We start from the raw sequence: 14,673 nt of genomic DNA, 5'->3' as shown, positions 1-14,673 counted from the left end.
TTCTGTCCCTGTACGCGGTGGGGGGAGAACACGACTGATGAGCCGTCGAGCGGGCAGCGGACTGATCGGTGACTGGGCGCAGGCGCAGCGCCGCCTGCAGCAGACGCAGGTGATCCAGCAGCGGGAGGCCGAGCGCCGGCAGCGGGCCTACGAGCGCGAGGCCGAGCGCAACCACCGGCAGTACCGCGAGGCCGAGGCCCGGCGGCGCACCGAGCAGCTCGACGCCGAGGTCGCCGCCCTGAAGAGCCTGCTGGTCGCCGGCTGCCGGGCGCCCGCGTTCCGGATAGCCGCCCTGGCCCGGCCCGAGCAGCTGGAGCCGTTCGCCCCGGGGACCCTGGCCCATCCGGTGCCGATGCCGCGGATCGAGCAGTTCCAGCAGAGCAGCGGCTGGACCCTCGGGTCGAACCAGCGGGCCCGCGCCGAGCGCGAGGCCCATGCCCGCTACACCCAGGCCTGGCAGGCGGCCAGCGCCGCCGAGGCGCAGCGGCAGCAGCAACTGGCCGCGTACCGGCAGCAGTACGACCGCTGGGCGGCGCAGCAGCTCGCCGGCATCCGGGAGCACAACAGCGGACTGACCGCGCTCACCGGCGCCCTGCGCGCGGGTGACCCGGAGGCGGCCGTGGAGTACTTCTCGGCCGCCTTGTACGCCTCCGCCGCCTGGCCGGAGTCGCTGCCCCGGCAGGTGACGGCCGCGTACGATCCCGGCGCGCGCCAGCTCGTCCTGGACTGGGAGCTCCCCGGCTACGCGGTCGTGCCGGAGGCCAGGGCGGTGCAGTACCTGCCGAGCACGGACCAGGACAGGGTGAAACCGCGCCCGGTCACGGAGCGGCGGAGCGTCTACAAGGACCTGCTGGCCCAGTGCCTGCTGCTCGTGGTGCGCGAGCTGTACGCGGCGGACGAGTTCGGTGTGCTGGACTCGGTCGTGGTGAACGGTTTCGTGGACTGCCACGATCCGGCGACGGGCCAGGAGACCCGGTTCGTGCTGGCCACGGTGCCGGCCGAGCGGTCCGCCTTCACGGGGCTGCGGCTGCAGCAGGTCAGCGCGGTGGACTGCCTGGTGTCGGGGCTGGGCGGCGCGCTCTCGGCGCGGCCCGACCAGCTCACGGCGGTGCGTCCGGGCCGCCGCCCCGACGAGGTGGGCGGCGAGGTGGTCAGTCACGGCGGGCACGCTGTCGGGGCGGACCGGGACGGCGACGAGCCGGACCTGTTCGCCATGGACCCGATCGACTTCGAGAACCTGGTCGCGGAGCTGTTCCGGGCGATGGGCATGGAGGCGGTGACCACCCAGCGCTCGGGGGACGGCGGGGTGGACGTCGAGGCACTGGACCCGGCGCCGATCCGGGGCGGGCGGATCGTGGTCCAGGTCAAGCGCTACCGCAACACCGTCCCGCCGACGGCGGTGCGGGACCTCTACGGCACGGTCCAGGACGCGGGGGCGAACAAGGGGGTGCTGGTCACCACCTCGTCCTTCGGACCGGGCTCCTACACCTTTGCCAACGGCAAGCCGCTGGAGTTGGTTCCCGGGGACCGGCTCGTGGAGCTGCTGCACCAGTACGGTCTGCGGGGCCGGCTCGGCGAGCGGGGGAACCCGCCGGCCGGCGGAGCCGCCCGGGCCGCCGCCGAGCCCGCCGCCGCGCCTCCCGCGGAGGACCACAACGTACTCGGCATGTCCTGGGCGGGCCCGGTGGCGCTGGACGTGTGCGCACTCGTCTGCTCCGGAAACCGGGTGCTCAGCGAGGACCACTTCGTCTTCTACAACAACCCGCGCACCCCTGACGGTTCGGTGCGCTCGCGAGCCCACACGGCCCCCGACCGGGCGGCGCTGGAGGTCTCCTTCGACTCCCTCCCGGAGCAGGCGGACCGCCTCGTGCTGGTGGCGGCCGTCGATCCGGAGGCGGACCCGCACGCCGACCTGGCCGGCTTCACCGACGCCCGGATCCGGCTGCTGGACGCGGCGGGCGAGGAGGCCGGCCGGCTGGAGGTCTCCGACGGCCGCGCCGGCGAGACCGCGCTGGTCCTGGGCTCCTTCCGGCGCCGCCCCAACGGTGACTGGGACTTCGTCATCGGCGGAAAGGGCTACCGCGGCGGCCTGGTCGACCTCCTCGGCGACTTCGGGGTGGAGGTCGCCTAGCTCCTGTCCGGCGGGGCCGGGCCTCGCCCCGGGGGCGTCGCTCCGGGGCCGCGCCCCGCCCCGCCGGAGGCCCGCTCGTCGGGACCGCTCGCCGGTCACCCGCTCCGGAACGGCCTCCCGTACCCGCTCCACGGAGCCTACGGCGCCTCCCCGGGCTCGCCCGGCCCGGGCTCCGGCTCCTCCTCCGGCCGGGGCCGGGCGACGTAGCGCAGCACGCCCCACATGCTCTCGGGCGGGACCTCGCGCGGCGCCTCCTCCCGGCAGTGCTCCAGCTCGCGCAGGAGCGCCGGGCCGTCCGTTCCGGAGCCGATCAGGACCAGCTGGGTCCTGCGGGCCTCCCCCCTCCCCCAGGGCCGCGGCGCGAAGCGGAGGAAACGGCCCACCGCGTGCACCTCGTGGCACTCCTCGTGTCCCGGCACCCCGAACCACACGGAGCCCTTGATCCGGTAGAGGCCGGCCGGGCGGCGGTCGAGGAAGTCCATGAGCCTGCGCGGGGACATGGCCTGCTCCGAGGTGAACTCCGTGCTCTCGTAGGCGGCGTGCGCGTGGGTGCAGTGGTCGTGGCCGTCGGCCTGCGCGAGCAGGTCCTCGAAGGACAGCTGCCCCCGGGTCTCGGTCCACGGCCTGCGGTCGAACAGCAGCTCCGGGTCGATGCGGCCGTGATCGGCCGCCACGACCGGGGTGCCGGGCGCGCACAGCGAGGCGAGCAGGGTCTCCAGCCGGGCCCGTTCCCGGGCGTCGACCCGGTCGATCTTGTTGAGGACCACGAGGTCGGCGACGGCCAGATGGCGGTCGGTCTCCGGATGCCGGGCCCGGGTCGCGTCGAACTCGGCGGCGTCCACCACCTCCACCATCCCGCCGTAGCGGACGGCGGGGTTCTCACTGGCCATGAGCATCCGGACCATCTCCTGGGGCTCGGCCAGGCCGCTCGCCTCGATGACGATCACGTCGATCCGGTGGACGGGTGCGGAGAGCTTCTCCAGGTACGCGTCCAGCTCGCTGCCGTCGACGGCGCAGCACAGGCAGCCGCCGCCGAGGGAGACCATCGAGTCGCCGACCTGGCCGGCCACCGCCATCGCGTCGACCTCGATGGATCCGAAGTCGTTGACGACGACCCCGATACGGGTGCCTCCGCGCCCGGCGAGGAGATGGTTCAGGACGGTGGTCTTGCCGGATCCGAGGAATCCGGCGAGCACGACGACGGGGATGGGCTGCCTGCTGTTCACCCTGCCGATCGTAGCCAGGCCGCGTCAGTCGATCAGCGGGACCGGCTGCGGCGGGGTGGGTCCGGTGTAGCGGGCCGCCGGACGAATGATCTTCGAATCGGCGGCCTGTTCCAGGATGTTGGCGCTCCAGCCGACCACCCGGGCGGCGCAGAAGGTCGGGGTGAACATCTCCCTCGGCAGTCCGCACAGCTCCATGACCACCCCGGCGTAGAACTCCACGTTGGTGTGCAGCTCCCTGCCCGGCTTGAGTTCGGCGAGGATCTCCTCCACCTGGCGCTCGACCTCGACGGCGAAGTCCACGAGGGGGCCGCCGAAGTCCAGGGCGATGTCGCGCAGCATGCGCGAGCGGGGGTCCTCGGTGCGGTAGACGGGGTGCCCGAAGCCCATGATCCGGTCGCCCGCCAGGACCCGTTCGCGCACCCACGGCCCGATGCGGTCCACGGTGCCGATCGCATCGAGGGTGTCCAGGGCCCGGCTGGGGGCGCCACCGTGCAGCGGGCCGGAGAGCGCGCCGATGGCACCGGTCAGGCAGGCGGCGACGTCCGCGCCGGTGGAGGCGATCACGCGGGCGGTGAAGGTCGAGGCGTTGAACCCGTGGTCGACGGTGGAGACGAGGTACCGCTCGACCGCGCGGACCCGCGCCGGGTCGGGCTCCTCGCCGGTCAGCATGCGCAGGTAGTCGGCGGCGTACGGGAGGTCCTCCCGGGGCTCGATCGGCTCCAGCCCCCGGCCCAGCCGGTGCAGGGCGGTCAGCAGGGTGGGGACGGCGGCGCACGCGGCCAGCGCGTCCGCGGCCCGGCGGTCGGGGTCGAGGTCGTACACGGGACGGAATCCCGCGGACGCTCCGAGCAGGGAGAGGGCGGTGCGCAGTCCGGCGAGGGGGCCCGAGTGCCGGCCGGCGCGGGCTATGCCCGGCAGGGCCTCGCGCACCTCGTCGGGCAGCCGGCGCAGCGCGGCGGTCTCGGCGGCGAAGGCATCGCGTTCGGCGGCGTCCGCGGGCAGCCGGCCCCGGAACATCAGGTGCCAGACGTCCTCGAAGCCGCGCACGGCGGCGAGCTCGACGGCCGAGAACTGGCGGTAGTGGTAGAAGCCCTCGCTGCCGCGGACGTCTCCCAGTTCCGTGGTGGTGACCACGACCCCCGCAAGGCCGCGGGGTCCTTCGATGGTGCTGTCGATGGCGTTCATGCATCGACCATCCATGATGGATTCAGTCACTGTCAATATTGATTGAATCAATGCGCATTTCCATCTGTAGAGTGTCCGCATGAGCGATCAGACGGACGGCGGACGCAGGCTCAGCACCCAGGAGGCGGCCAGGGCACTCGGCGTGAAGCCGGCCACCGTGTACGCCTATGTCAGCCGGGGTCAGCTCACGAGCCGCCGCGATCCGGCCGGGCGGGGCAGCAGTTTCGACGCCGTCGAGGTGGAGGAGCTGGCCCGGCGCAGCCGGCGCGAGGCCGCCGCCCCGGCCGCAGGCGACCTCTCCGTCCGCACCGCCCTCACCCTCATCGAGCCCGACCGCTACTACTTCCGGGGCGTGGACGCGGTGGCCCTGGCCTCGCGGTACCGCTACGAGGAGGTCGCCGAATGGCTCTGGACGGGACGGGTCCCCCACGGCGCCGTGTTCACCTCTCCCCCGGACGTGCTGGCGGCGGCCGGACGGGCGGTCGCCGCGCTGCCCGAACACAGCGGCCCCGTCGACCGGCTGCGGGTGGCGGTCGCCGCCGCCGCGGTGGCGGACCCCCTGCGCTTCGACCTCTCCGAGGAGGCCGTGCTCGGGTCCGCCCGCTGCCTGATCCCCACCCTGGTCGGCGCGCTCCCGGAGAAGGGAGCCGTCTCCTGGGCCGGGGACGGCCGCATCTCCCGCCGGCTGTGGTCCCGGCTCACCGAACGGGAACCGGATCCGGGCGCGCTCGCCGTCCTGGACCTGGCGCTGGCCCTGTTGGTGGACCACGACCTGGCCGCCTCCACTCTGGCCGTGCGGGTGGCCGCGTCGGCCCGCGCCCATCCGTACGCGGCCGTGTCCGCCGGGCTCGGCGCGCTCGAAGGCCCTCTGCACGGCGCGGCCGGACGGCTCGCGCACCGGATGCTGGTGGAGGTGCTGGAGCAGGGCGGAGCGGCGCCGGTGGTGGCGGAGTACCTCCGGGCGGGCCGCCGGGTGCCCGGCCTCGGCCACCGGCTGTACCGGGGCGAGGACCCGCGGGCAGCGGCGCTGTTCGCCCGGCTGGAAGGGCTGGAGCAGGCCGCCCCCGCCCTGGGCGCCGCGCGCGAGGTGGCCGCGGTGATGGCCCGCCAGGGCGGACTGCACCCCAATGTGGACCTGGCGCTCGCCGTGCTGACGGTGTCCTGCGGCATGGCGGCGGAGGCCGGGGAGACCGTCTTCGCCGTGGCCCGGACGGCGGGGTGGATCGCGCACGCGCTGGAGGAGTACCAGGAACGGCCGCTGCGCATGCGGCCGAGCGGGCAGTACCACGGCCCCCGCCCGCCCCGGCCGGTGCCCGACCCGTCCCCGTGACGCCCGCCGCCAGGACGGTACGGCGGGCCGCCGCGGTGAGCCCGGGAACACGGCCCGGACACGGCGGCAGTGGGGTATCCGACAAGCCGGGCGGAGGCGTTCCGCTCCTGCCGCGGCCGACCTACCGTTGCTTCCCATGCGGTTCCCCCTCATGAGCGCTCGGCGCCTCGGGCTGCCCAGACGGGCCGTCTCGCAGATCCTGCTCACCCAGCTGGCCCTCGCCGCCGGGGTCCTCGTACTGGCCACCGGGCTGTTCCTGGCACCGCTCGGCGCGCAGCTCGACGACCAGGCCATGCGGCGCGCCCTGGCCATCGCGCAGAGCGCGGCCGCCGACCCCTCGCTCGCCGCGGACCTCATCGCCACCGGCCCCTCCCCCGACAGCCCGGTGCAGGCCGCGGCGGAACGGATCCGGCGGGCGACGGGCGCCGAGTACGTGGTGGTCATGGACCTGGACGGCATCCGCCGCGCCCACCCGAGCCCCGACCGGATCGGGCTGCCCGTCTCCACCGACCCCGCCGACGCCCTCGCCGGCCGCGAGGTGATGGAGATCGACGACGGCACCCTGGGGCGTTCCGCCCGCGGCAAGGTCCCGCTCCTCGCGGCCGACGGCGAAATCGTCGGCGCCGTGTCCGTCGGCATCGCCTACGACGGCGTCCGCGACCGGCTGCTCGGCGCCATCCCCGGCCTCCTCGCCTACGCGGGCGGCGCCCTGGCCGTCGGCGCGCTCGCCGCCTACCTCCTCTCCCGCCGCATCCAGCGGCAGACCCGTGACCTCGCCTTCTCCGACATCGCCGGCCTCCTCGCCGAGCGCGAGGCGATGCTGCACTCCATCCGCGAGGGCGTGATCGCACTCGCCCCCGACGGCCGCGTCCGCCTGGTCAACGACGAGGCCGCCCGTCTGCTGGGCCTCGCCCCGGAGGCGCCCGCGACCTTCACGGGACGCCCGCTGGACGCCGTCCTCGGCACCGGCCGGACCGCCGACGTGCTGTCCGGCCGCGTCACCGGCCGGGACCTGGTCACCGTCCAGGGCTCCCGGGTGCTGGTCGCCAACCGCATGCCCACCGAGGACGGCGGCGCCGTCGCCACCCTCCGTGACCGCACGGAGCTGGAACACCTCGGCCGGGAGCTCGACTCCACCCGCGGCCTGATCGACGCCCTGCGCGCGCAGGACCACGAGCACGCCAACCGGCTCCACACCCTCCTCGGCCTGCTGGAGCTGGGCCTGCACGAGGAGGCGGTGGACTTCGTCACCGAGGTCGTCGGTGTGCACCGCACGACGGCCGAGCAGGTCACCGAGAAGGTCCACGACCCGCTGCTGGCGGCCCTCCTGGTGGGCAAGGCGACCGTCGCCGCCGAGCGGGGCGTCCCCCTGCGGCTGACCGAGACCACCCTCGTCCCCGACCGGCTGGTGGATCCGGGCGGGCTCGTCACCATCCTCGGCAACCTGGTGGACAACGCGCTGGACGCGGCCGCCGGCGGAGCCACGCCCCTGGTCGAGGTGGAACTGCGCGCCGAGGGCCGCACCGCTGTCCTCCGCGTGCGCGACAGCGGGCCCGGGATCCCCGCCGGGAGCCGCGAGGATGTCTTCACGGAGGGCTGGTCGACCAAGCAGCCCCGGGCACACCGCGAGCGCGGGCTCGGCCTCGCTCTCGTACGCCGCCTCGCGGAGCGGCAGGGCGGCAGTGCCCGGGCCGGTGAAGCAGAGGACGGAGGGGCGGAATTCTCCGTCGTACTCCCGGAGGCCCTGCGATGAACGAGACCCCGATGCACGTATTGGTCGTCGACGACGACATGCGTGTTGCCCGGATCAACGCGGCGTACGTCGAGAAGGTTCCCGGTTTCCGGGTCGCCGCCCAGGCCCATTCGGCGGCCGGGGCAATGGAGTTCCTCGCCGCGCACCCGGTGGACCTGATCCTCCTGGACCACTACCTCCCGGACGGCAACGGCCTGGACCTGGTCCGCAGGCTCCGCGAGCGCGGCCACGGCACTGACGTGATCATGGTCACGGCCGCCCGGGGCCTCGCCACCGTGCAGGCCGCCATGCGACTCGGCGCCCTCCAGTACCTGGTGAAGCCCTTCACCTTCGCCGGACTGCGCACCCGGCTCGAGGCGTACGGCTCCCTGCGCCGCACCCTGGACACGGGCGGCGAGGCCGAACAGGCCGAGGTGGACCGTCTCTTCGGCGCCCTCGCCGGCGCGGGCCCCGCCAACGAGCTCCCCAAGGGCCACTCCCCCACCACGGCCGAGCTCGTCCGGCGGATCCTGCGCACCGCCGACGGCCCGCTGTCCACGCAGCAGATCGCGGACCGGGCCGGCATCAGCCGGCAGACCGCCCAGCGCTACCTCAAGCTCCTCGAACGCACCGGCCGCGTCACACTGGCCCTGCGCTACGGCGAGACGGGACGCCCCGAGCACCGCTACACCTGGCTCCCGTCCGAGGGACCCGCCTGACGCGGCGGGACACCCCCACCCGGCCCGCTCCCCGTCCGGCCCCGTCCTGCCGGACGGATGCGGGATCCGGGGTACGGGGTCCGTGACCGGGTCAGACCGCTCCGGCACCGGTCAGGGAGCGGACCTCCGTCTCCGCGTGCCGGACCTCGTCCGGTTCCTCTCCCGAGGTGACCGTGCCCAGCCAGCCCGCCAGGAAGCCCAGCGGGATCGAGACGATCCCCGGATTCTGGAGCGGGAAGAACTGGAAGTCCACGCCGGGGAAGAGCGATTCGGGCGATCCCGACACCACGGGCGAGACCAGCACCAGCAGCACCGCGGGGACCAGTCCCCCGTACACCGACCAGACGGCGCCCCGCGTGGTGAAGCCGCGCCAGAACAGCGAGTACAGCAGCACCGGCAGATTCGCCGAGGCGGCCACGGCGAAGGCCAGGCCGACCAGGAACGCCACGTTCAGGTCCTGTGCGAGCAGCCCGAGGGCGATCGCCACCGCCCCGATGCCCACGGCCGCCGCCCGGGCCACGGAGACCTCGCTGCGCTGCTTGGCGCGGCGCCGCTTGAGCGAGGCGTACAGGTCGTGCGCCACGGACGCGGAGGAGGCCAGGGTGATGCCCGCGACCACGGCCAGGATGGTGGCGAAGGCGATCGCCGCGACGAGGGCGAACAGCACGGCGCCGCCGGTGGATTCTGCGCCACCGCCGAGGAAGGCCGCGAGCAGCGGGACGGCCGTGTTGCCGGAGGCGTTGGAGGCGCGGACCTCGTCCGGTCCGACCAGGGCGGCCGCCCCGAAGCCGAGCACGATGGTCATCAGGTAGAAGCCGCCGATGAGCCCGATCGCCCACACCACCGAGCGGCGCGCCGCCCGCGCCGTGGGCACCGTGTAGAAGCGCGACAGGATGTGCGGCAGTCCGGCGGTGCCGAGCACCAGCGCGAGGCCGAGGCTCATGAAGTCGATCCGGGCGGTCCAGTCGCCGCCGTACCGGAGGCCCGGCCCCAGGAACTTCATTCCGTGGCCGCTGCGTTCGGCGGCGCTGGTGAGCAGCAGGCCGAAGTCTCCGCGGAAACGCAGCAGCACCAGCACGGTCAGCGTGACCGCCCCGCCCATGAGCAGGACGGCCTTGACGATCTGGATCCAGGTGGTGGCCCGCATCCCGCCGAAGGACACGTAGACCACCATGAGGGCGCCCACGCCGATCACCGTGAGGGTGCGGGCCGTGGCGCTCGAACTCCCCAGCAGCAGGGCGACCAGGCTGCCCGCCCCGACCATCTGCGCGATGAGGTAGAGCACCGAGACGACGACGGAGGAGATGCCGGCGGCGATGCGTACGGGGCGCTCGCTCATCCGGGCGGCGACCACGTCGGCCAGGGTGAAGCGGCCGCAGTTGCGGACGAGTTCGGCGACGAGGAAGAGCACCACCAGCCAGGCGACGAGGAAGCCCACCGAGTACAGAAGGCCGTCGTATCCGAAGAGGGCGATCAGACCGGAGATCCCGAGGAAGGAGGCGGCGGACATGTAGTCGCCGGCGATGGCGAAACCGTTCTCCATCGGCGAGAACAGCCGTCCCCCGGCGTAGAACTCCTCTGCCGAGCCGTGCCGGTTGCGGCTGACCCAGGTGGTGATGCCCAGGGTCACGGCGATGAAGAGGCTGAAGAGGATCAGCGCGAGCGCCTGGTGTTCGCTGGTCAACGGCCCGCCCTCCTGGCCCGGTTCCGGTCCTGGCCGCGCTCCTGCTCGAAGACGGTCCAGCGCAGGTCGAGCGCGGCTCGGTCCCGGCGCAGCCGGGCGTGCCGGGCGTAGGCCCAGGTGAGCAGGAAGGTGCTGAGGAACTGGCCGAGTCCCGCAAGCAGGGCGACGTTGACGGCGCCGATCACCGGCCGGGCCATCACCCCCGGCGCGGCGGTCGCGGCGACCACGTAGGCGACGTACCAGAGGAAGAACCCGGCGGTCGCGGGCACGACGAACCGCCGGTAGCGCCGGCGGACCTCCTGGAAGGCGGCGCTGCGCTGCACTTCCAGGTAGATGTCCGACGCGCTGGGTGCGGGTCGGGTGCCGGCGTCCGGACGCGGCGGGGACGGTTCCTCGCCCTCGCCCCAGCCTACGGCCAGGGCGTCGTACCAGGGGTCGTCCAGCCGGATCGTTCCGGCATCGCGGCCTTCGTGCTTGTCCACCGAACTCTCCTTGTCCGCGGCCGCATCGGCCGCGTGCCCACAAGGATGAGCGGAATGGACGGTTTCCGGACTGGTGTACCGGTGCTCTTCACTCCAACAGGTGATGGAGCCGGGAGCGGCGGTGTGCCGTGGGGCCCGGCCGTGTCAGTCTCGGCCGGGCCCCACGGGCAGCGCCTCGCTCAGGCGTCGATGCGCGAGCGGTCGAGGGTGGCCGCGGAGCTGGTGATGAACTCCTTGCGCGGGGCGACCTCGTTGCCCATGAGGAGGTCGAAGACCTGCTCGGCCGAGTCCAGGTCGCCGATGTTGATCCGGCGCAGGGTGCGGAAGCGGGGGTCCATGGTGGTCTCCGCCAGCTGGTCCGCGTCCATCTCGCCGAGACCCTTGTAGCGCTGGATCGAGTCCTTGTAGCGGACGTTCTTGCGCTGGAACTCCAGCAGGGTCTGGCGCAGCTCGTTGTCCGAGTACGTGTAGACGTACTTGTCCTGGCCCTTCTTGGGCTGGACCAGCTCGATCCGGTGCAGGGGCGGCACGGCGGCGAAGACCCGTCCGGCCTCGACCATCGGCCGCATGTAGCGCTGGAAGAGCGTGAGCAGCAGGCAGCGGATGTGCGCGCCGTCGACGTCGGCGTCGACGAGCAGCACGATCTTGCCGTACCGGGCGGCGTCGATGTCGAAGGTCCGGCCCGAGCCGGCTCCTATGACCTGGATGATCGCCCCGCACTCGGCGTTCTTCAGCATGTCCGAGACGGAGGACTTCTGGACGTTGAGGATCTTGCCGCGGATCGGCAGGAGCGCCTGGAACTCCGAGTTGCGGGCGAGCTTCGCCGTGCCGAGCGCGGAGTCGCCCTCGACGATGAAGAGCTCGCTGCGGTGGACGTCGTCACTGCGGCAGTCGGCGAGCTTGGCCGGGAGCGAGGAGGTCTCCAGCGCCGTCTTGCGGCGCTGGGCCTCCTTGTGCTGGCGGGCCGCGATCCGGGTCCGGGCCGCCGCGACGATCTTCTCCATCACGGCGCGGGCCTGCTGCTTGTCATCGCGCTTCGTCGAGGTCAGGAAGGCCTTGAGCTCCTTGGCGACCACCGCGGCAACGATGCGGGTGGCGGCCGAGGTGCCGAGCACTTCCTTGGTCTGACCCTCGAACTGCGGCTCCGCGAGGCGGACGGTGACGACGGCCGTCATGCCCTCCATCGCGTCGTCCTTGACCACGTCGTCCTCGGCGACGCGCAGCAGCTTGGCCGAGCGCAGCACCTCGTTGACGGTCTTGGTCACGGAGCGTTCGAAGCCGGTGACGTGGGTGCCGCCCTTGGGGGTGGCGATGATGTTCACGAAGGACTTGACACTGGTCTCGTAGCCCGTGCCCCAGCGCAGGGCGATGTCCACGCCGAGCTCGCGGGTGACCTCGGTCGGGGTCATGTGGCCGCGGTCGTCGAGGACCGGGACGGTCTCCTTGAAGGTGCCCGAGCCGGTCAGCCGCAGCACGTCGCAGGCGGCCTTGTCCTGGGCGAGGTACTCGCAGAACTCGCTGATGCCCCCGTCGAAGCGGAAGGTCTCCTCGGTCTTGCCCGCGCCGTCGATGGCCCTCTCGTCGCGGACGACGATGGTCAGGCCGGGGACGAGGAAGGCGGTCTGGCGGGCCCGCTGGTAGAGCGTCTCCAGGCCGAGGCGGGCGTCCTTGAGGAAGATCTGGCGGTCGGCCCAGTAGCGGACCCGGGTGCCGGTCTTGCCCTTGGCGATGCGCTTGACCTTGCGCAGGCCGTTCGCCGGGTCGAAGGGGCTGTCGGGGCCCTGCTCGGTGAACATGCCGGGGACGCCGCGGCGGAAGCTGATGGCGTGGGTGGAGCTGCCCCGGTCGACCTCGACGTCCAGACGGGCGGAGAGGGCGTTGACCACGGAGGCGCCGACTCCGTGGAGGCCGCCGGAGGCCGCGTAGGAGCCGCCGCCGAACTTTCCGCCGGCATGCAGCTTGGTCATGACGACCTCGACGCCGGACAGGCCGGTCTTGGGCTCGACGTCCACGGGGATGCCGCGGCCGTTGTCCCGGACCTCGACGGAGGCGTCCTCGTGGAGGATCACCTCGATGTGGTCGCAGTAGCCACCCAGGGCCTCGTCGACGGAATTGTCGATGATCTCCCACAGGCAGTGCATGAGGCCCCGGCTGTCGGTCGAGCCGATATACATGCCGGGACGCTTGCGGACGGCCTCCAGCCCTTCGAGGACGAGCAGGTGCCGCGCGGTGTAGTTGGAACCGTCCCGGTCTGCTCCGGACAGCAGCGCGCTGGAAGGCACGGACGTGTCGGCGGTCACGCAGTTCGCTCCTCGCTGAATTTCTTTTCTGGCCCGGTCGGGCGCAGGGGTGGCTCGGGTGCCGCTCGAAGGGTACCGAGGCCAGGTAGAGCCGATGCAACGCCACCCTCGCGTGGTCCTCAGCCTAGTGCAGATCCGTACGGATGTTCGATCCCCCGGGCGGGTGAAGGAAACATCACGTTCCCTTCCGCGCATGAACCATTTAGGGTTCGGGCACGTCCTCATGAACAACCTGGCACTCACGCCGGGGAGGATGGAACTGCAAGAAGCGCACGAGTGACAACGCGAAACCGTAAAGCAACGCAATACGGCTCCTTCGCCGCCAACCGGCAACAGCCGGCCAGCTTCGGAAGGAAGTTTCGAGGAAAAGCCGCGAGCGGGAACGTTTTCGGCCTGGTTGGATGTTGACCCTGGTACGACAGCTCGTCGAGCTAGAGAAGAGGCGACGTGACTACTGTTCTGACACCCGCGACCCCGCTGACGGCCGCTGACCGATGCGACCGTTGCGGCGCCCAGGCATATCTGCGCGTCGTCCTGCTGAGCGGCGGTGAACTGCTCTTCTGCGCCCACCACGGTCGCAAGTTCGAGCCGGAACTCAAGAAGATCGCCGCGGAAATACAGGATGAGACCGAGCGGCTCACGTCCGCTCCGGCTGCCCATGCCGAGACCGAGGACCGCTGACACAGGCCTGACCTCGCATCCGACGAGCCAGGACCGGCTAGGCCGGTCGACGGGCGGTACCCCTGTGACCCAGGGGTACCGCCCGTCCTCATGCCCGCGGCCCCTTCCCCCACGGGGAAAGGGGCCGAACGGGTCACGGGTCCGAGCCGGCGCCGCCCGCTCCGGGCGCGCCGCCGCCGCGGGAGCCGCCTAATCCTTACGATGCCCCTGCGCGGGCCCTGCGTGCCGCCCGGAGGCCCCCGCAGCCCCTTCTGCGACGTCCGGGTCACCAGCACGCTGCGCGGCCGCCTCCGGGGCCGTCACGAAGCCGGCCAGCGGCGCGATGCGCGTGTACACCCCCGGGCTGTCGGCACGGCCGCAGCCCCGGCCCCAGGACACCAGCCCGATCAGCCGGCCCTGCGCCACCAGCGGCCCGCCGCTGTCGCCCTGGCAGGCGTCCCGGCCGCCGTTGTCGTCACCCGCGCACACCATGGAATCGGCCCGGAACTGTCCGTCGGCGTCCCCCGGGTAGGCCCGCGCGCACACCTCGTCGTCCAGCACCGTCACGCGGGCGGCTCGCAGCGCGTACGCGTAGTCACCGAACCCGCTGGTGTCGCCCCAGCCGTACACGGCCGCCTCGGTCCCCGCCTCGTACGCGGGATGGCCCGACTCCGCCATGGGCAGCACGTGCTCCGCCGGCACCGGCTCGGCCAGCTCCAGCACCGCCAGGTCACCGGCGTTGGTCCGCGTGTCGTACGCCGGGTTCACCCGCGCCCCGCGCACCGGGATCTCCCGGCCCTCGGCCGCACGGAGCTCCGTACGCCCCGCGATCACCCGGAAGTCCGGCACCGACTCGACCGGTCCCCCCAGCACCTGCGGGCTCAGGCAGTGCGCCGCCGTCACGACCGTCGTGGGAGCCACGACGACGCCCCCGCAGAACTGCCCGTCCCGCGTACCCCCGAACCGGTCACGGCTGGCCAGGGCGACGACCCAGGGGCTGTCGGCGACCTTGACCGGCTTCCCTCCGATCACCACACTGTCGGCTGCCGCCTGCGGCAGCTGGGCGAGCGGTGCCGCGGCCGCGCCCGCCGCCAGGGTCAGCGCGCCCGCCAGAGCACGGGCAAAGGGACGACGCATGAGGCCTCCTGACTCCGAGTGTGCATGACTCCACCCAGAGTGGGATGCCCGGTGGCCGAGCGCACCCGCGCGGCCACCTTCGGCGAC

Annotated in this window: 11 protein-coding genes; 5 read left to right on the top strand and 6 right to left on the bottom strand. The window is 72.9% G+C overall.

Going from position 1 to position 14,673, the window contains the following annotated elements:
* Nucleotides 1-37 precede the first annotated feature (37 nt).
* Nucleotides 38-2,131, top strand: a complete 2,094-nt coding sequence (locus tag ACPU2J_RS25400; RefSeq protein WP_423834047.1) for a restriction endonuclease — start codon at nt 38-40, stop codon at nt 2,129-2,131.
* A 137-nt stretch (nt 2,132-2,268) separates the two neighbouring features.
* Here ACPU2J_RS25400 and ACPU2J_RS25395 read toward each other — a convergent pair whose 3' ends face one another.
* Entirely contained in the window at nt 2,269-3,357 is a 1,089-nt protein-coding gene (locus ACPU2J_RS25395; RefSeq protein ID WP_423834046.1) for a CobW family GTP-binding protein, read from the bottom strand.
* 24 nt (nt 3,358-3,381) lie between these two features.
* Nucleotides 3,382-4,557, bottom strand: coding sequence for a citrate synthase/methylcitrate synthase (locus ACPU2J_RS25390; protein WP_399314444.1), 1,176 nt, complete (start codon nt 4,555-4,557; stop codon nt 3,382-3,384).
* 64 nt (nt 4,558-4,621) lie between these two features.
* Between ACPU2J_RS25390 and ACPU2J_RS25385 the strand changes: the two genes are divergently transcribed.
* The 3 genes from ACPU2J_RS25385 to ACPU2J_RS25375 all read left to right on the top strand — a co-directional run bounded on the left by ACPU2J_RS25385 (nt 4,622) and on the right by ACPU2J_RS25375 (nt 8,323).
* Nucleotides 4,622-5,872: a citrate synthase gene (locus ACPU2J_RS25385; protein WP_420079379.1), complete on the top strand. Its 1,251-nt coding sequence runs from the start codon at nt 4,622-4,624 to the stop codon at nt 5,870-5,872.
* A gap of 151 nt (nt 5,873-6,023) precedes the next feature.
* The gene (locus tag ACPU2J_RS25380; RefSeq protein WP_420079380.1) at nt 6,024-7,625 is read left to right on the top strand and encodes an ATP-binding protein; all 1,602 of its coding nucleotides are present in this window, start codon (nt 6,024-6,026) and stop codon (nt 7,623-7,625) included.
* Entirely contained in the window at nt 7,622-8,323 is a 702-nt protein-coding gene (locus ACPU2J_RS25375; RefSeq protein WP_423834045.1) for a DUF7342 family protein, read from the top strand. The genes ACPU2J_RS25380 and ACPU2J_RS25375 overlap by 4 nt, the downstream gene beginning before the upstream one ends.
* A gap of 91 nt (nt 8,324-8,414) precedes the next feature.
* On the opposite strand, the gene ACPU2J_RS25370 is transcribed toward ACPU2J_RS25375, so the two are convergent.
* The 3 genes from ACPU2J_RS25370 to ACPU2J_RS25360 form a co-directional block, all read right to left on the bottom strand.
* The gene (locus tag ACPU2J_RS25370; protein WP_423834044.1) at nt 8,415-10,007 is read right to left on the bottom strand and encodes a solute symporter family protein; all 1,593 of its coding nucleotides are present in this window, start codon (nt 10,005-10,007) and stop codon (nt 8,415-8,417) included.
* Nucleotides 10,004-10,489 carry a DUF485 domain-containing protein gene (locus tag ACPU2J_RS25365; protein ID WP_361589369.1) on the bottom strand — a complete coding sequence of 162 codons (486 nt, stop codon included), beginning with the start codon at nt 10,487-10,489 and terminating at the stop codon, nt 10,004-10,006. Before ACPU2J_RS25365 ends, ACPU2J_RS25370 begins: the two co-directional genes overlap by 4 nt.
* 179 nt (nt 10,490-10,668) lie before the next feature.
* Entirely contained in the window at nt 10,669-12,789 is a 2,121-nt protein-coding gene (locus tag ACPU2J_RS25360) for a DNA gyrase/topoisomerase IV subunit B (protein WP_423834043.1), read from the bottom strand.
* 447 nt (nt 12,790-13,236) lie between these two features.
* On the opposite strand from ACPU2J_RS25360, the gene ACPU2J_RS25355 reads away from it, so the two are divergent.
* A complete protein-coding gene (locus tag ACPU2J_RS25355) occupies nt 13,237-13,470 on the top strand; it encodes a DUF7455 domain-containing protein (RefSeq protein ID WP_360877520.1) in 234 nt (77 codons plus the stop codon).
* A gap of 189 nt (nt 13,471-13,659) precedes the next feature.
* Here ACPU2J_RS25355 and ACPU2J_RS25350 read toward each other — a convergent pair whose 3' ends face one another.
* On the bottom strand, nt 13,660-14,586 hold the full coding sequence (locus tag ACPU2J_RS25350) for a serine protease (RefSeq protein WP_423834042.1): 927 nt from the start codon (nt 14,584-14,586) through the stop codon (nt 13,660-13,662).
* Nucleotides 14,587-14,673: the final 87 nt, after the last annotated feature.

The sequence above is a fragment of the Streptomyces manipurensis genome, assembly GCF_049570255.1.
In the GTDB taxonomy this organism is placed as follows: Bacteria; Actinomycetota; Actinomycetes; order Streptomycetales; family Streptomycetaceae; genus Streptomyces; species Streptomyces manipurensis.
The sequence above is the reverse complement of the archived record's forward strand: the minus strand, read 5'-3'. Positions and strand labels throughout refer to the sequence as shown.